Origin of the sequence: Microcoleus sp. LEGE 07076 (genome assembly GCF_015207455.1) — a bacterium.
Taxonomy (GTDB): Bacteria; Cyanobacteriota; Cyanobacteriia; order Cyanobacteriales; family Microcoleaceae; genus Microcoleus.
Genome location: NZ_JADEWV010000081.1, coordinates 1 through 18,628 on the forward strand (window position 1 = coordinate 1; position 18,628 = coordinate 18,628).

At 46.4% G+C, this 18,628-nt stretch carries 12 protein-coding genes and 1 pseudogene; 5 read left to right on the forward strand and 8 right to left on the reverse strand.

Going from position 1 to position 18,628, the window contains the following annotated elements; translation table 11 throughout:
* Positions 1–276 precede the first annotated feature (276 nt).
* The 4 genes from IQ270_RS15080 to IQ270_RS15095 form a co-directional block, all read right to left on the reverse strand.
* The gene (locus tag IQ270_RS15080; protein ID WP_193973992.1) at positions 277–414 is read right to left on the reverse strand and encodes a hypothetical protein; all 138 of its coding nucleotides are present in this window, start codon (positions 412–414) and stop codon (positions 277–279) included.
* Entirely contained in the window at positions 411–1,619 is a 1,209-nt protein-coding gene (locus IQ270_RS15085; RefSeq protein WP_339384179.1) for an AAA family ATPase, read from the reverse strand. The genes IQ270_RS15080 and IQ270_RS15085 overlap by 4 nt, the downstream gene beginning before the upstream one ends.
* A 69-nt stretch (positions 1,620–1,688) precedes the next feature.
* Positions 1,689–2,234, reverse strand: coding sequence for an RNA 2'-phosphotransferase (locus IQ270_RS15090; RefSeq protein ID WP_193973993.1), 546 nt, complete (start codon positions 2,232–2,234; stop codon positions 1,689–1,691).
* A 297-nt stretch (positions 2,235–2,531) separates the two neighbouring features.
* A complete protein-coding gene (locus IQ270_RS15095; RefSeq protein ID WP_193973994.1) occupies positions 2,532–3,212 on the reverse strand; it encodes a class I SAM-dependent methyltransferase in 681 nt (226 codons plus the stop codon).
* A 607-nt stretch (positions 3,213–3,819) separates the two neighbouring features.
* On the opposite strand from IQ270_RS15095, the gene IQ270_RS15100 reads away from it, so the two are divergent.
* Positions 3,820–6,597: a diguanylate cyclase gene (locus IQ270_RS15100; RefSeq protein ID WP_228056391.1), complete on the forward strand. Its 2,778-nt coding sequence runs from the start codon at positions 3,820–3,822 to the stop codon at positions 6,595–6,597.
* 282 nt (positions 6,598–6,879) lie between these two features.
* Here the strand turns inward: IQ270_RS15100 and IQ270_RS31100 are convergent.
* From IQ270_RS31100 to IQ270_RS15120, 3 genes and pseudogenes are all read right to left on the reverse strand, one after another.
* Positions 6,880–7,330: pseudogene (locus tag IQ270_RS31100) on the reverse strand (ISAs1 family transposase); the annotation flags it as partial.
* 273 nt (positions 7,331–7,603) lie between these two features.
* Entirely contained in the window at positions 7,604–9,139 is a 1,536-nt protein-coding gene (locus IQ270_RS15115) for a mercuric reductase (protein WP_193973997.1), read from the reverse strand.
* Positions 9,140–9,155: 16 nt separating this feature from the next.
* Positions 9,156–9,887, reverse strand: a complete 732-nt coding sequence (locus IQ270_RS15120) for a TVP38/TMEM64 family protein (RefSeq protein ID WP_193973998.1) — start codon at positions 9,885–9,887, stop codon at positions 9,156–9,158.
* A 173-nt stretch (positions 9,888–10,060) separates the two neighbouring features.
* Here IQ270_RS15120 and IQ270_RS15125 point away from each other — a divergent pair, with 173 nt between their 5' ends.
* Entirely contained in the window at positions 10,061–11,113 is a 1,053-nt protein-coding gene (locus tag IQ270_RS15125) for an isochorismatase (RefSeq protein ID WP_193973999.1), read from the forward strand.
* 348 nt (positions 11,114–11,461) lie between these two features.
* On the opposite strand, the gene IQ270_RS15130 is transcribed toward IQ270_RS15125, so the two are convergent.
* Positions 11,462–12,487, reverse strand: coding sequence for a cysteine peptidase family C39 domain-containing protein (locus IQ270_RS15130; protein WP_193974000.1), 1,026 nt, complete (start codon positions 12,485–12,487; stop codon positions 11,462–11,464).
* A gap of 126 nt (positions 12,488–12,613) precedes the next feature.
* On the opposite strand from IQ270_RS15130, the gene IQ270_RS15135 reads away from it, so the two are divergent.
* The 3 genes from IQ270_RS15135 to ntrB all read left to right on the forward strand — a co-directional run bounded on the left by IQ270_RS15135 (position 12,614) and on the right by ntrB (position 18,549).
* Complete coding sequence (locus IQ270_RS15135; RefSeq protein ID WP_193974001.1) at positions 12,614–15,379, forward strand: HAD-IC family P-type ATPase; 2,766 nt, start codon at positions 12,614–12,616, stop codon at positions 15,377–15,379.
* Between the two features lie 707 nt (positions 15,380–16,086).
* Positions 16,087–17,499, forward strand: a complete 1,413-nt coding sequence (locus tag IQ270_RS15140; protein ID WP_193974002.1) for a CmpA/NrtA family ABC transporter substrate-binding protein — start codon at positions 16,087–16,089, stop codon at positions 17,497–17,499.
* 207 nt (positions 17,500–17,706) lie between these two features.
* A complete protein-coding gene (gene ntrB, locus IQ270_RS15145) occupies positions 17,707–18,549 on the forward strand; it encodes a nitrate ABC transporter permease (protein ID WP_193974003.1) in 843 nt (280 codons plus the stop codon).
* Positions 18,550–18,628 lie beyond the last annotated feature (79 nt).

The following is an 18,628-nucleotide window of genomic DNA, read 5'->3' on the forward strand; positions in this document are numbered from 1 at the left end:
GTTTGGTTTATGGCTTTTATCCTAAATAGCTTATGGTGTAAGCTGTTCTAACATGAGCTCAGTATACCCATTTTCTCCACTCCAAATTACACCGCTCAAGATTTGAGAGAGATTGTTTGGTTTATGGTTTTTATCCTAAATAGCTTATGGTGTAAGCTGTTCTAACATGAGCTCAGTATACCCATTTTCTCCACTCCAAATTACACCGCTCAAGATTTGAGAGAGATTGTTTGGTTGGCTCTCCTGAGTTTGTGGTGATAAACAAACCGCATATCCTTACTCCAAGGGCATCACAGAATCGCGAACAGTTGTGTTTGATACCGTATCCACCATAAACCCAGAATCGTGAGGTATTTGAACTCGTGCAGGTCTTGCAATTACCTCAATTGCTTGAGACTTTAGGTGTCCGCTCACACAAATTTGTGCGTAAATTCACTGGTAAAATCCACTCTCCCCTTCCGCAACATTGCATGATCTAATCTTTCAGTCGTGTTGCAAGTCATCAACACCACGAGTTTTTGCTGAAATTGAATCCCGTGTTCGTCCATAACGCTTTGATACAAAGTTCCATCCAGCAAACTCAAAATATGTTCAGTTTTGTTAGTGCGTTGGGCGACTGCGGTCGATCGATCTTGAGCCAAATTATCAGCCTCGTTGATAATAATGCAAATCCGCTCTAAATAACTCGGTGGCACAAAATTTTCCACAGCATCATGGTCTAAAATAAAAATCACATAACCCAGCGGCACTAAAATCTCCTTCGCCACCGCTTGCGTCCAAGCAGTTTTGCCCGTCCCAGGTTCGCCGCTAACCAAAACAGCCAACTGATTGCGATCGAGAATTGCCTGCTGAACATTATCAGTAAAAGCTTGAACATCCGCAGAAAAAGTCCGAATTGGGAACTGGCTGTGAACCTGTCCGACGCGGCTTTTGTACCCGCTCAGAATCACCGCTAAATTGTAAGTTGCCTTGCTAAGGAGCGGCGCAATATCTTTACAAATCAGAGTGTAGCAACGTCTTCCCCTGTCGTAGCTGTCAATTTGCAGCCAACAGCCGAATTCACCCCAATAAGCATAAACAGTACCCAAAACTTCCAAGCGTTCCCAGCTAACAAATCGCTCCCTGGGATAAGAAAAATGTCGCTCCATAAAAGACTGGGTAATCGCATCCGGTTTGCCCAACAAATCCAGAAGTTTGAAAACAGTAATTTCTTGGAGTTTGTTGAGAACGTAGTCGATGGGAATACTAGCGCGGCTGACCAATTGCACCACGGGCGTTTCAGTAACTAAAACGTCTTTGTAGCGGTAATCCGGGTAAACGGGCTGCGGAGTAATGTAATCCCAAAATTCATCCATTTCGTAGCGAGTATTTTCCGAGAATACATTTAAAATATTTGCCCACCAGGTATATTGATGTCGCCCCATTGCGTCAGCAATATCGCTAGCTGCATCTAAAGTTTTTTGAGCTAGTTCTACGGGGTCGCTTGACGCTAAGTACAGCAGATGTTCCCAATCAAATTGACGGTAGAGAGGTCGCCAGCCCGAGCCTAGCAGCCCTCGATTTTGAGGATTGTTTTGAGTAAAATTGTTTTGGCGATCGCCCATGTCTTCCGCACTCACTTATTGCAACTCCTACTTACTCTTATTTTACATTTTTTTGGTACACTTTATACAAAAAAAAGCCAATTATCAACTTTTTTTTAGATAATTTGGCGGCACAGAATCTACAAGCCAAACTTTGTTTTCCGAGCAGTAAAATGTATGGCCGTCGCGCTGCATTGCTGCGGCATCTACAGTAAAGACTGCCGGGATACCGTGTCTGGCACCTACTTGGCGCGCCGTCTGGATATTCACCGACAAATGAACGTGATGCCGCGACATTTTCCTAATTCCTTGACTGAGAATAGACTCGACGGCAGTGCTACTGGTTCCGTGATATAAAATATCTGGAGGAACCGCGGGTTCTAACTGCAAGTCAACCTCTACACTGTGTCCTTGGTTGGCACGAATTAGAGTTCCGGTTTCGTCGAAGGAAAAGCGCTGTTTTTCGTTTTCTGCGACTACTTTTTTGAGTTCTGCAAGCTGAAGGGGGAAGTTATTTTTTTGGCACGCAGCGAGGAGTTCGCTAACAGGAACCCAGCCCCCCGGCGCGAGTTGAATGCCAATGCGCGAGGGCGCGTGGCGCAGGTGTCTGCTGAGATATTTGCTGATTTTTACTAATCGTGAATCATTCATGTCATTGATTGCATTAAGCTATTACGCATTTAAACCAATAACAATAGAAGTAGGTTGCGTCATTCGATTTTAGATTTTAGATTTTAGATTTTAGATTTTAGATTTTGGATTTACCCCACGGATAAATTCGGGGGCTTGAGGATTTTAGATTGTAGATTTTGGATTGATTCCACGGAGCAATCACGTGGCGGATGCCACCTTTGAAAATTTTGGTCAGCTATCACACTTGCTGGATATTGGAAATATTTATGTACGCTCCGCAACTTACTATTCTCTTTTAAATGCCGAACAGCTTAGTTAGCTTTTTACTGCCCCAAAAATAGCAAAGTTGAGATAGCGCCAGTGACATCCTGCGTCGGCAAAACCAGCTTCTGCAAGCCACTTTGTCTGCTCTTCCACAGAGGAGGGGATATCTTCTTTTAGATAGTTTTGAAACCAGGCTGTATCATCTTCTCCATTAACTTTCATGTACTGCCGCCACAACTTTTCGTATTGCTCGGTCAGCTTGGGAGTAGCACCTGTCACAATGTCTCGAATTAGCAAGATTCCCTCTGGATTTATAGACTGGAAAAGCTGGTGAAATAGATGTTGTTTCCCGGCGCTGTCTAGGTGGTGGATTGCTAACCCTGAAACTACCAAATCGTAACCGCTGCCGAAATCATCTTCTGCGAAATTTCCCTGCTGCAATCTCAGGCGTTTTCCGAAAGCGGACAAGTTAGTTTGACAAATTTTCAGCATATTTTGGGCAATGTCAAAGGCTAGGACTTTCGCTTGAGGAAATGCTTGCAAAATCAGAGCCGACAGTATGCCAGTCCCCGCGCCTAAATCCAGAACTTTTATGTTAGCATTGGTTTCAAAAGGAATTAACTGCAATATTAAATCCTGTTGCTCGCGATAGTGCGGAATGAGGCGGGGAATTAAACCGTCATAATCAAATGCTCTTTGTTCAAATTGCTGGCGTACTGCGTCTAAATTCACAGCTCATTTTCCTCAAGTTGTTAATAGTTGAGTGTGTCAATGCAGTTGGGCTGCTCTCTCGTTTGAGGGTATATTACAGTTTATAATACAAAAAATTTACAGGGCTGTCAAGATGTAGAAGAAAATAATTTAACAGAAGTTGGGGTCGATCGCCAAACACGGATTTTGTTCGCGCTTTGCCAACCAAATTTTTGAGAAATGTTAAGCCCCGCACATATCTGCTTGAGTGGAGGGGAGGCCGAATGCCGGTGACCCGAAAGCGTGCGGAACAGGAGATTTTGTGCCTGGTGGGGGAGAGCAATTGTGAGAAAAAAATTGACTGTTTTTATACCAGTTTAAAACAAGAATGCAACTGTAGACCCGCGCTCCACACCCTGAATTTATCAGTCATTCCCATCCTAAAATCTAAAATCTAAAATCTAAAATGGTATTACCCAGCACCCGATCGCGAAAATCCGATAAAATCTGTCCTCAGATTGACAAAATTTAGCCAAACTGTAAATAAAATTTGAGGTGACTCCCGAGTAGACGTGCGGACGGCCGATTTTTCGGAAAAATGAAGAGATACAAAATATTACACCGCAGGTGCGGGAAAAAAACAGTGATAATGAATCAGGATGCGAGTAGATTAGGTTTCAGCCGTCAGGGGAAAATAGAAGCAATGGAAATTCAACAGCGGAGCAAGGATAAGACCGATCGCCAGGAAGCACATAGACCGGATCGCCCAGACAAATTTTATACGACAAAAGAACTAGATTCATCGCTGCAAGAATGTTTAGATTTTAAAGGAGCGATCGACCGCTCGGCACTGGCGGTGAGGACAAACGCCCGAGGAATTATCAACTATGTCAGCGATCGAGTTTGTAGCATCTCTAACTATTCGCGCGCCGAACTGATCGGCAGCCATTTCGGCATCCTTCACTCGGAATATAAGTCTTGGGAATTAATCAAAAATTTGCGGTCAACTGTTGCCAAAAATGAAGTTTGGCAAGGAGAAATTAAGAATCAAGCTAAAAATGGCAGCGATTATTGGGTTTACGCAACAGTAGTTCCGTTAGCGGACGCTAACGGAAAACCCAATCAGTATATGGCGATCGGATTCGACATCACCGCTCGCAAAACTGTGGAAGCAGCCCAAACCCAAGCCAACCGGGCAAAAGACGAATTTCTGGCGATCGCGTCCCACGAACTGCGATCGCCCCTGAGCGCGATTTTGGGATGGGCGCAGCTAGCGCGATCGCGCAAGTTAAACGAAGCCACCACCAGCCGCGCATTGGAAATCATCGAGCGCAACGCCAGATTGCAAAACCGACAAATAGACAATCTCCTCGATCTTTCGCGGCTGCTGCGGGGAAAAGTCCACTTGAACGTCGGCCGGGTTCACCTCCCCTCTGTCATCGAATCGGCGATCGACACCCTCGCCCCCGCCGCCGATGCCAAAAACATCCGCATAGAAACACATTTCGACCCCGCTCTCACCTACATTTTGGCAGATGGAGAACGGTTGCAGCAAGTAGTCTGGAACTTGCTCGCCAACGCGATCAAATTCATCCCGGAATCAGCCACCGGGCTAGTCGAAATAAAGATCGAGTCTAGTGCGTCGGGCGCGCTGATTCGCGTCAGCGACAGCGGTTGCGGGATTGACCCCAAATTTCTGCCCTGCATCTTTGACTACTTCCGCCCCGCAGAGAGCTTCCAGACGAAGGAACAAAATCGGCTGGGCTTGGGACTCTCAATTGTGCGGCAGTTGGTGGAACTGCACGGGGGAACTGTTTGGGCGAGCAGTCCCGGCATTGGAGAGGGGGCGACGTTTGAGGTGCAGCTACCGATCGCCAACAGCAACAATCCGAGCGATCGCACTGCTGCGATCGCGCCCATCGAAAATACACCCGGATCTGTTCCCAAACCCTTAGAGGGAAAGCAAGTGCTAGTGGTTGACGGCGGCGCCGAGAGCCGCGACTTTCTTAAAACTGCCCTGGAAGCATTTGGAGCCAAAGTAAAGGTGGTGGGCAGCGCTTGCGAAGCGATGGCCGAGTTGGAACAGTCGCGCCCAGACGTGTTGGTGAGCGATATCGCAGTGTCCGAAACAGACGGCTGCGATTTGATCCGCCGTGTCAGAGCTATGGAAATGTCCCAGCACAGGCAACTGCTGCCGGCGGTGGCCCTGACGGGAGGCCTTTGGGCAGAGGATGATGATGCCTCGGCACTGGAGGCTGGGTTTCAGAAGCATTTGTCGAAGCCGGTGTCGGCGAATCAGTTGGTGAGCGCGATCCTCCAATTGGCAGGACTGACTGGATTTAGCACTCAAGACTGGGGCGAGGGAAATCTCGGGGCGATCGCGCACCCCGCCCCTCCGCCCGACTTCAACAGTTTTGACGGCAAAAAATATGGGGAAGAATCAACAACTGACAGCGGAGAATTACCGCTGCTGCTGGTAGTAGAAGACAACAATTTTCTGCTGGCTTACCTCCAAACATTATTGAGTCCGTACTATCGAGTCGCCGTGGCGGTGGACGGGGTAGAAGGTTTAGAAAAAGCCAAAACTTTGCACCCGAATTTGATTTTGAGCGACCAAATCATGCCCAGACAAAATGGACTTGATTTGCTCAAGGAGATTCGGAACACACCGGAATTGAGTTCGACTCCGGTAATCTTTTTGACAGCGCGATCGGGCATGGAAGCTCGGATCGAAAGTTTGGATGCGGGTGCTGACGATTATATTGCAAAACCTTTTGACGAGAGGGAACTGCTGGCGAGGGTAAGAAATTTGCTCAGAACCCACGCAGTCGAACAGCAGTTGACGGTACTCAACCGTCAGTTGCAGCAGCAAAAACGTCAGTTAGAAACGGTGAATCGAGCCTTGCAGTATTTGGCAACTTACGACAGTTTGACTGAGGTAAGAAACCGCCGCTTTTTTAACGATTATCTAGATACGGAATGGCGGCGTTTGGCGAGGGAAGAAGCACCGCTGTCTTTGATTATGTGCGATATCGATTATTTCAAACTTTATAACGATACTTACGGCCACCAAGCGGGTGATGAGTGTTTGCAGCAAGTGGCGCAGCTTTTGCAGCGTTCGGTAAAGCGATCGGCTGATTTAGTTGCGCGCTACGGTGGAGAAGAATTTGCCATAGTTTTGCCGAATACGGATATTGATGGTGCGGCTTGCGTAGCTGAAATTATCAACCAACAGGTACGGGGTTTGCAGATAGTTCACGCGAAGTCTGGTGTCAGCGAATACGTGACGCTGAGTTTGGGTGTGGCTTGCTGCATTCCAGCGCCGATGTCGCAGCCGGCAACCTTAATTGCGATCGCCGATGAGTCGCTTTATCGGGCGAAAGCAGCAGGGCGCGATCGGGTTTCGGTTGCCGCATTTGAAGGATAATAGTCATTGGTCATTAGTCATTAGTCATTGGTCATTAGTCATTAGTCATATCGTTTCCGTTTGGATTGGAATGATTTAACCGCAGAGTACACAGAGTACACAGAGGGAGAGAATATATATCTGAGTCATTCCGATGCTACCGGATTTGATATCATTGGTCATTGGTCATTAGTCATTAGTCATTAGTCATTAATCAGTTCGCTGCCATCGAATTTAAAAAAATAAAAATATTACAAAAATTGGTTGAAATCATCGGACTTCAGTCCTTCAATCTTACTTAACTTTGTCAACTTTAACTTGTCCTAAAACTAATCTTTGGCTGGTCGCCCAAGCACTGACCATATGAATTGCTTTTTTATTTCCTCCTCGATCGTAAAAATGGCGAAGAGTTTTTCCATCAAGTGCAATTACTTCTCCTGGATTTAAGCAGCTAATAGATTGAATCCAACTCAAAAAACATTTCTGAAATAGTTCCGGATTGAGGCGAGAAAATAAGGAGTGCAATTGTGTCGTGAGAAGGTATGCCATTCGGCAATTCTCAAAATTTCTTTAACCATTCGTATTTAGAGCGACCGTAACTTTCCAGATCCACCCATGTATCAGCACCGCAAATCACGGCAGAAATTGAGAGGGTGATAATATCAATTAATTGATGATGTCTCGTTCGCTCGACTCTTGGGTCTTTTAGGTCAAAAAAATGGTCGGCGATGGTAATTTTAGGTTTAAGTTTCATACAGGTGAACCCTAATTAAATGTTTTGTAGTTACTCAATAATTCTTGTCCAATATACCATATTCTGTTAATCTAAAGTTTAGATGCGTTCGCCCTGGCTGCAAGGGCGATCGCGCTTACAGCCACAGCAGCTACAATCGCAGGAGACTTGTACCAAGCTTTCTCCGTTTCTGCTGTATAATTAACCATCATCTGGACTTATCCATTGCGCTTTTGAAGAGATATCGCAGGAGTCAACCAGTTTAGGTAATGTTCATTGTTTAATATTATTAATCTACCGCGTCCAAGCCAGCCATTTATCAAACAAATTCTTCACAAACGGTGTCAACCGAGTGCGGTTGTAAGCATCTCCGGCTTTGCGAATTGCTTCCGATTGTGTCGGATACGGGTGAATTACATTTGCAATTTTCCCCAAACCAATATTGTTAACCATTGCTAAAGTAATTGTATTAATCATATCCCCCGCGTGTCGGGCGACAATCGTTGCACCTAATATTTTGTCGCTACCTTTCTTGACCTGAATTTTCACAAATCCTTCTGCTTCGCCGTCAATAATTGCCCGATCGACTTGACTGAAAGGAATCAAAAATGTATCGATATCAATCCCTTTAGCTTCAGCCTCAGCTTCGCTCATTCCGACGCGCGCAATTTCCGGATCTGTATAAGTACACCAAGGTATTGTCAAAGCGGTGAGCTTTTTGCGCCCGAAAAACAGAGTGTTTTGAATCACCATTCTTGCGGCAAAATCAGCGGCGTGAGTAAATTTATATTTCATGCAAATATCTCCAGCGGCATAAATGCGGGGATTAGTAGTTTGCAAATTGTCGTTGACAAATACGCCCGTTTGTGTATCGTATTCAACGCCCACAGCCTCTAGATTCAATCCTTCCACGTTGGGCGATCGTCCGGTGCTAGCAATAATTTCATCTACCGTTACCGATGCTTTCTTCCCTTGAGATTGATAATAAACTACTTTGCCTGCATTTGTTTGCTCAACGCGCTCTATTTGAGATTCAAGTATTAATTGAATTCCTTCGCGTAGAAAAGCCTGCTGCACAATTGTCGCAGCACCGACATCTTCCTTGTCCAAAATGTGAGCATTTTTGTGCAGCAACACTACTTCCGAACCCAGCCTGCGAAAGGCTTGAGCCAATTCGCAGCCGATCGCCCCAGCGCCAATTACAGCCAAACGCTGAGGTCTTTCTGTGAGGTTAAATACAGTTTCATTTGTCAGAAATCCAGCTTCCTGTAGACCGGGGATTCGTGGTAGTCGCGCCCTTGCACCTGTAGCAATTACTGCTTTTTTAAAATGCAGGCTTTGACCTGCAACTTCTACTGTACGGTTGCTAGTAAAACGACCGGAACCTAGAAAAACATCTACTCCTAATTTGTGCTGGTAGCGTTCAACTGAATCCACATCGCTGATTCCCGATCTAATCCGGCGCATCCGTTCCATGACTGCGCCAAAATCCACTTCTGGATTGTTAGAAACATTAACACCAAACTCGCTCGCATTCCAGATATCGCCGACAGCGCGCGAGGATCTAATTAAACTTTTTGAAGGTACGCAACCGACATTCAAACAATCGCCCCCCATCAAATGTTTTTCTATCAAAGCAACTTTTGCGCCCAAACCGGCCGCCCCGGCTGCGACAATTAATCCGGCTGGCCCTGCGCCAATTACTACTAAATTGTAACTGCTAGCTGGCTGGGGATTTACCCAATCTGACGGATGCAAATAGGAGACTAATTTTTGGTTGTATTCGTCCATCGGGGGGACGGTTACGCGATCGACTTTTGACTGCGACATCAGCAAATTCTCCTAATTAAACACTTTCATCTAAAGCTTTGCGAGCAATCCGACTTATATATAAAGTGACGGCGACAGCAGCCGTAAAACTGATGATATTAATCAACCATTTGACTGCTTCTGCTTGGGGATTTGTAGAGGCTGTTGCTGAGCCAATTGTAGCAATATCTCCTACCAATGAACCAGAGTAAACGTAGATTACGGTTCCGGGAATCATCCCGAAGGAACCTAAGACGTAATCTTTTAAAGAAACTTGGGTGATTCCCAAGGCGTAATTTAATAAATTGAACGGAAATAAAGGGCAGAGACGAGTTAAAAAAACTATTTTTAATCCTTCTTTAGCAACGGCGCGATCGAGGGCTTTGAACTTTGGGTGAGCTTCCATATATTTTACCACGCGATCGCGCGACAAGTATCGCCCGATCAGGAAAGCAAAGGTAGCCCCTAAAATTGAGGCGACAAACACGTAGATTGAACCCCACCACAGGCCAAACAGCGCCCCTCCTCCCAAGGTCAGCACGGAACCAGGTATAAATAGTATAGTAGCTAAGTTGTAGGTAGCGATAAAAGCGACTGGGCCCCACCAGCCTAAGTCCTGGATCTGGACTAATGCAGTTCTTAACTGTTGTTGAACGTAGGGAGATTTAGTTGCTAGAATTAAGATGGCAATACCAAGGGCGATCGACAAAAACCAGAATTTTTGTTTAATTTTTTTATCGGAATAATTCTTGTTTAATTCTGGTGGCATAATTTATCCGCAAATTGTTATTTGTATTATATTAGAAATCAAGGATTTTTTTTGAACCGCAGAGGGCGCAGAGGGCGCAGAGAAAGATATCAGAGAGTGAAAGGTTTTCTAATCAGTGCATATTTTTTGCCAATTTAAGTTATTGCTACAACTAACTCTAAAATAGACAGGCTATGACAGCAAAAATGCAACTCCCAATTCCTGAATGTTTCGATGCAAAAAAAGTAGGCGAAGTTTGGCGCGTACCCTACCAAGAACGGGCTTGTCAAGCGAAAAGTTGGGCGAGACAGCACGAAATCCTGCCCGCAGCCAGGGACAGAAATCGCATTTGTTTGTTGATAATCGATGCCCAAAATACTTTTTGTTTGCCGGAATTTGAACTGTTTGTCGGTGGGCGTTCCGGTAGCGGTGCAGTAGACGACAACCTGCGCTTGTGTGAGTTCATTTACCGCAATTTAAACTCAATTACAACTATTTCGCCGACAATGGATACCCATACGGTCATGCAAATTTTTCATCCAATTTTTTGGATAAATGCAGCAGGCGAACACCCGCAACCAGCCGCCACATCAATTACCTTGGAAGATGTGCGGAAAAATATCTGGAAAGTTAATCCAGCCGTCGCCGACAGCATCGGCGGTGGCAATTTTTCGGCACTGGAAAAACACGCTCTTCACTACGTGCAGAAACTCAGCGATGACGGCAAATTTCCCTTGACAATTTGGCCCTATCATTCGATGTTAGGCGGCATCGGACACGCCTTAGTTTCTGCTGTGGAAGAAGCGATATTTTTTCACAGCATCGCCCGCGAAAGTCAAGCACTTTTTGAAATTAAGGGCGGCAATCCCTTAACTGAAAACTATTCGGTTTTGCAGCCAGAAGTCTTAGATGGGGCCGACGGAAATCCGATTGCTCATAAAAATGCTGGGTTTATTGATAAGTTGTTAGAGTTTGATGCGGTAATTATTGCGGGACAAGCGAAGAGTCACTGTGTTGCTTGGACGATTGATGATTTTTTGACTGAAATTGTGGCGCGGGATTCGATGTTGGCTAGGAAGGTTTATTTGTTGGAAGATTGTACTTCGCCGGTGGTTGTTCCTGGTGTTGTTGATTTTACTGAACCCGCAGATGCGGCTTTTTTAAGATTCGCAGAAGCGGGCATGAATGTGGTTAAATCTACTCAGTCTATTGATAGTTGGCCTGGTATTTCTTTGTTAGATATTTGATGAATGCTATAATACAATACGGGTGCATCTGGTTTTTGAAGCCTGAAGAAGCATGACCGCATAGAAGTTATTAGTTTTAATCCCATATTGACGGAGGTCATGCTTCGCCCCTACCAAACATATTTGCCTTGCACAAGCCACTGCACCCTTGCATTTTTAATGCGAGCCCTTGAAGAGCATAGCAAAGCTTTAGAAACCACGCTGTTCGCGGACAGCACTTTTAAAAGAATACTTTTTGCGAAAATGAGATGCTCGCGTTCCATTCTCTCTTACCGAAAAAACTCTCTCTTTCTCCTTTCTCTCGTCCTCTGCGTTGTCTGCGGTTCATTAATTCATAATAAATAATAACTATTTGCTATCCAATCTCGGCACGCCCTCCAAAAAAGAGCCGCTCAACATCAATTCAGTCATCCGGTCTAACTTGCCGCTGATTTTCATTTTTTTAGCTGTTTGAAAACGCTCGATGTCTGCTGTTAAATTCCCAGAGTTATATCCTAACTTAGTCAAATAATCAATAGCTTGCTTGTCACTTAACAAAATATCATTCGATCGAAAAATCGGCACGTATTCATTATTCAGCCAAAATCGAGCTAAAGTTGCCCTGTCTAAATAAAAAATCTTCCCCCGCGCCGGATCGCCAATAATAGCTACACTGTCATTTATCGCTAGCAAAGCTACCGCGTGCGGCCGTTTGATTGCCCCAGTAGCCAGTGAAATTGACAGCACTCCGGGGCGATTGATTTGCTGCATTTGCTCCCAAGTTGGCCTCAATTCTATTGCGCTGACACCCAACGCTCTTGCTGCTACAATTAACTGCGGCATCGAAGTTCCCAAGCGACTCGTCCCCGCCAAACGCGCTACGCTTGATTCCGTCGCATCCATTCCCCAACGCTTCAAAACTGTTGCTAAGGCTGCCGGCGCGCAACTGCTGTCAGATGTTTGCTGAAATACACCATTGGGCCGCAAGTTATCGATTAAATCAGCGTAAATTGGCGCCATAAAGTATGATTCAGCGCTTGTAAATCCTCCCAATCCCAACAAGCCAATTAAAATTACTGCGATTACTTGAGGTCGCGCTGTCAACCAACTTATACTAAAGCCAATACCGCAGACTCCCATCAGCATCACTCTGAGCAAAGTCCAAGTAACTTGCATCCCATGAAAGCGCCACTCCACTGGCAAAGCTGGCATTTGAGGCAGATTTAGAGCCAGCAGCAGCAAGGCAATATAAAAACCCAAAAACAGCAGGGCGATCGAGTTTCGGCCCTTAAACAGATCGTTAGCCGTCACTCCGGATCGAACTAACAGCTTTCCAAAGCGCATTCCCCAGACAAACAGCGCCGAACCTAGCACCAGCGTCACAAGTATTTCCATAAGTTCAGAATTTGGTTTCCTAACTAGGTTTTAACATTGATCCCACCTAAATTAAAGGTATAATCTTCAAACCGCTGATTCGCGATCGATCAAAGCTCGCCAGATACTAAATATTTAGAAAAAATTATGCCAGCAACAACCGCTAACGATGTAGACGTAGCAGACCAATATTGGCACTACTTAGAAAAATCGAAGGTTACAACTATATTAGAAACCAACCTAGACCAAGGCTTAGAACCAGCAGAAGCTGCCAGCCGCCAAGAAAAATTCGGTGCTAACAAATTAGTAGTAAAAGCTGGTAAACCGACATGGTTAAAATTAATCGTGCAATCCAACCAACCTTTATTAATCATCTTACTGAGTGCGGGTTTAATCAAAGCAGTAATTGGGGAATGGGTCAACGCCAGCGTAATTTTGGGCATCACAACTATCTACGCTACTATCAGCTTCATCCAAAAAGCGAGGACTGAGAAAAAAATTGCAGCCCTCGCCCAGACAGTCACCGCAGAAGCCACAGTCATCCGGGGCGGCCAAAAATTAAGAGTTCCCTCAAAAGAACTCGTTGTCGGCGACTTAGTAACCCTAACTTCCGGCGACAAAGTGCCGGCCGATTTGCGCTTAGTTAAAGTGCGCGATTTGCAAATCGACGAGTCGGGACTGACGGGCGAATCCGTTGCTGTCGAAAAAGAATTAGGACAATCTGGAGACTTGGTTCTGCCGCCAGAAACTGCCCTCGCCCAAAGAGATAACATGGCTTATGCCGGCAGTTTCGTTACCTTCGGCCAAGGTAGCGGGATTGTAATTGCGATCGCCAACAACACCGAAACCGCCAAAATCTCCCAACTATTAGACCCCGACACCGACCTCACCACCCCTTTAACCACCAAAATCAATCAATTCAGCCAACACTGGCTGCTATTAGTGCTAGCTGTGGCAAGCTTGACCTTTGCAGTCAGGTTGGGCTGGCCTGTCCCGCCGGGATTTTCAGCCTTTACAGAAGCAGTAGAAGCCGCAGTCGCCCTGATTGTCGGCGCAATTCCCGCAGGCCTCCCCGCCGTCATCACCCTCACCCTCGCCGTCGGCGTTTCCCGGATGGCCGGCCGCCACGTGATTGTCCGCAAATTGGCTGCTGTCGAAACCCTTGGGGGCGTGACAGTCATCTGTGGCGACAAAACCGGAATTTTGACCGAAAACCAGATGATGGTGCAAGAAATTTATGCCGGCGGCACATCCTACTCTGTCAGCGGTAGCGGCTACAATCCCGACGGCGAAATTCAACTCAACAAACTGCCAATTACACCCAGCCACGCTCCAACTTTGCAAGAATGTTTGCAGGCTGGAATGTTGTGCAACGATTCTCGCCTGGAATTTAAAGATGATAATTGGGTTGTCGTCGGCGATCCGACGGAAGGGGCGTTAATTGCTGCTGCTAAAAAAGCAGATTTGATGAAGGAAATTTTGGCAAAGTCCATGCCGCGCCTGGATTCAATTCCCTTTGAATCGCAGTTTCAATTCATGGCGACACTGCACCGAACTCCAAACGGTAAAATTTTGTACGTTAAAGGTTCGGTAGAATCAATTCTGACTCGCTGCGGTTCCAGTCTTGATGTTGAAGGAAATCTCACAGAAGTCGATCGCGCGCAAATTCACCAGCAAGCCGATGCAATGGCCGAACAATGCTTGCGCGTCTTGGCTTTAGCGAAAAAGTCCGTACCAGAAAGCCAAAATTCCGTCGATCGCGCTGATTTGGAATCTGGGCTAATTTTCTTGGGAATCCAAGGGATGATTAACCCGCCGCGCGTAGAAGCGATCGCGGCCGTCCAAGCTTGTCAAACCGCCAACATTCAAGTCAAAATGATTACCGGCGATCGCACCGCTACAGCGGATGCGATCGCCCGCCGCATGGGATTGGGCAAAACCAAACACCACAACGAACTCCTAACCTATACCGGCGCCGGGCTCGCCCAAATGAACAAAAACGAACTCGCCGAAGCGGTAGAAGCCGGCTCAGTTTTTTCCCGCGTCGCCCGTGAACAAAAACTCCGCTTGGTGGAAGCTTTGCAGCAAAAAGGTGAAATTGTAGCGATGACCGGAAACGGCGTTAGCGACGCCCCCCCCCTCAAACAAGCGGATATCGGGATTGCGATGGGTAGCGGTACGGATGTTTCTCAGGAAGCTGCGGACATGATTTTGACTGACGACAACTTTGCGTCGATCGAATCTGCGGTGGAAGAGGCGCGATCGGTTTACAAAAACCTGCTCAAAGCAATCAGCTTCATTCTCCCACTCAACGGCGGAGAATCGATCGCTATTTTGTTGAGCACTTTGTTGGGCCGGGAATTGCCGATTTTGTCGCTACAAATCCTCTGGCTGAATATCCTCAACTCGATTACGATGACTGTCCCTCTGGCCTTCGAGCCCAAGTCACCGGGAGTGATGAAACAACCACCGCGATCGCTCAACGAACCTTTCTTTACCCCCAACCGGATCGAGCGGATTTTAGCAATTTCCCTCTACAACTGGATGTTGATTTTCGGAATGTTTGAATGGGTGCGCCAAACAACGTGGGGAAATTTGGAACTGGCCCGGACAATGGCGATTCAAACCTTGGTAATCGGCAGAATTTTTTACCTGTTGAGTCTCAGCCAATTTTTGCCTTCTTTAATCGCTAAATTTAAGGGCTCGAAGCAGAAAGTTAGCGGTGTCTTCCCCCTGGTTTTCGGCATTGTCGCCACTGTGATTTTGCAAATCGTCTTTGCTCATTCTCCGTTTATCAACAGCATATTCCACACAGCTCCGATGAGTTTTCCTCAGTGGCTGATTTGCTTTGGGGTAGCGCTACCTGCGATCGGTATTGCTCTCTGTGTCAACCGCTTCGATCCGCCTAACTAATCCACCATTCACCTGTAGGGTGCGTCAGGGCGATCGCCACCAACTCTGGTTTTCCCACTGACCTCTCTCTTCTAGAGGCTCTGTGTTCTGGAGCGCCCTCTGCGTTTAAAACATTCCGACCCAACAACATATGCACTTAGCGCCAATTATGTCTGTATTGTAATATACAATAACTCGCCAGCTTAAAAGAAGTACACATACATTAACAAAATGAATGTGCGATCGCTCAGATATTGGCCGCTTATTGACAATGGAATTGAATGCATCCCGATCGCCCTTCGCGAAAGCCCTTACGCTATAAGTCCTAGCTAGAAACAGTTTTGACAAAACCAGCCCGATCGCCGCTCCCAACCTTTGCTTATTGACAGCAGCCTCCTAAAACATTTACTTATCAATTAATTTTAATATTTGTTTTATAATTGCAGCAAGAGTACGCTAAACTGAATAACCAAGACAAGAAAATGTGAAACTCGCTCTTTGCTGGCTAACACAACTTGGCCGATCGCAATATTAAGTTAATCAAAAGTGTAAAATCAGCAGGGATATTTAAAAGACTTATGCTAGCAATAAATCTTTCGAGCCCCGCTGCCAACCAGCGCTCAAAATAGTTCCCTTGCTTGGCCAAGCAAGGGAACAGCAAAAAAGCGCTTTGATAAACTTCAGTGATGTCGTTACAGAAGATTTATGAATAGGAACGAAGCTAGGCTATGACAAAATTTTCAGAGCAATTTTCCCGGCGTAAATTTATTGTTACAGCAGGTGCATCTGCCGTCAGTTCAGTCTTGCTAAAAGGCTGTTTGGGAAATCCCCCAGAACCAGGTGCAACTGCTGCAAGTGCCGGCGGCGGTAGCACTACTGCTGGTAGCGGGGCAGTACCTGCGGCCACATCAGCAGTTGCTGTTGCCAACGAGAAAAGAGTAGAAGGCATCGAAAGCACAAAGATTACGCTGGGATACATCCCGATCGTCGAAGCAGCAGGTTTAATTATTGCCCAAGAAAAAGGTTTCTTTGCCAAATACGGCATGACTGAAGTCACAGTCGCCAAGCAAGCCAACTGGGGCTCGGCCAGAGACAACTTAGAAATCGGATCTGCCGGCGGCGGCATTGACGGAGGCCAGTGGCAAATGCCCATGCCCTATCAAATTAGTCAAGGTCTGATCACCAAAGGTAGCGTCAAAATTCCGATGTATGTTCTAGCCCAGTTGAACACTCAGGGAAATGGAATTGCGATCGCCGGAAAACACGAAGGTAAAGGAATCGGACTCAAACTAGACCAAGCGGCCCAAGACTACATCAAAGGCCTCAAAAAAGCAGGTACTCCTTTCAAAGCAGCCTACACCTTCCCCAAAGTCAACCAAGACTTTTGGATTCGCTACTGGCTAGCCGCTAACGGCATCGACCCCGACGCAGATGTTGAGTTGCTAACAGTACCGCCGGCCCAAACCGTCGCCAACATGAAAACCGGAAGTATGGATGGTTTCAGTACCGGCGACCCCTGGCCGTACCGGATCGTTCAAGATAAAGTTGGCTTCATGTCGGCCCTGACTGCCCAAATTTGGAAATCTCACCCAGAGGAATATTTAGGAATTCGCAGCGACTGGGTAGACAAACACCCCAAAGCCACAGAAGCCCTCTTAGCAGGACTGATCGAAGCCCAGCAGTGGTGCGACAAACCAGAAAATCGCGCCGAATTAGTGGCCATTGCTTCGGGCAAAAACTTCTTTGACGTAGCTCCCAAAATTTTGACGCCTCCCTACGAAGGCAAGTACATGATGGGTGACGGTCAAACAGAGATCAACGACTTCCAGATGAGCCCTCTGTATTGGAAGGATGGCATCGGCAATGTTTCTTATCCCTACAAAAGTCACGATTTGTGGTTCTTAACCGAAAGCGTGCGCTGGGGTTTCCTGCCGACAAAAACCTTGGCAGACCAAAAGGCAATCATCGATAAAGTCAACCGCGAAGATTTGTGGAAAGCCGCAGCTAAATTAGCCGGAGTTCCTGATGCTGAAATTCCCAAAAGTACGTCTCGTGGCGTTGAGAAGTTCTTTGACGGCAAAGAATTTAACCCAGACAAACCCGAAGATTACCTCAAGAGTTTGGCAATTAAAAAAGTCTGATAGGTTAAACAGTTGACCTGTGGTAGGGGCAGTGCCTGTGAGTGCGGGCCCCGATCGTTGACAATGATGTTTTTAGGGGCTTGCGATTTAAATCCCACCCTAAAAACAATCAGCCTCCACAAAAATGCGAGACCCTTGTTACTCGATCAAAGCTTTCCATAACTTAAGTCCTGAAAATCAACAGCAGAAACATAGGAGATTAGCAACATGGCTGTAAGTACAATTCGGAAAGGTGGCGATGTCCAAGGAGGATTTGGCGAGTTTTGGAAGAAGAATTCACCAAATATTTTGCCACCACTTTTAGGGATTTTGGGATTTCTGTTGGTTTGGCAATTCCTGTCGAGTACGGGACTGATCAAACTGCCAGGACCAATCAGCGTTTGGACTGACGAACGGACGCGGGTCTTGTTACTGTATCCTTTCATGAACTCCAAAACTTACGGAGTCGGCTTGTTTTGGCAGACTTTGGCTAGTTTGGAACGGGTGGCAAAAGGCTACACTCTCGCGGCTATTGTAGGAATTGGCCTGGGGGTTGTGGTAGGTACTAATCCCTTCCTGAACAAGGCTTTAGACCCGCTTTTTCAGTTTTTGCGGATGGTTGCGCCTCTGGCTTGGGTGCCGATCGCCCTGGCTGCACTGCAACAAAACGAACCTGCTGCTTTGTTCGTGATTTTTATCACAGCAGTTTGGCCGATTTTGATCAACACCGCTGAAGGTGTCCGCCAAATTCCCGATGACTATAACAACGTGGCGAAAGTGCTGCAACTGACTCGGAAAGAGTATTACCTAAATATTTTGTTTCCGTCGGCGCTTCCTTACATTTTTACGGGATTGAGAATTGCGATCGGGCTAGCTTGGCTGGCGATTATTGCAGCGGAAATTGTGATGTCAGGGATTACTGGTATCGGCTTCTTTATTTGGAACGCTTACCAGCAGAACTACATCAGCGAAATTTTGTTAGCGGTGTTCTACATTGGGGCTGTTGGTTTGCTGCTCGATCGCATGATGGCTTGGTTGCAGCAAAAGATTGCTCCTAGTCAAGGAAAGTAGCTAATTAGATATGTTGACTGTTGAATGTTCACGGTTCACGGTTACAGCAATTACGAACTCTCAGGCTGAGAAACCTTTT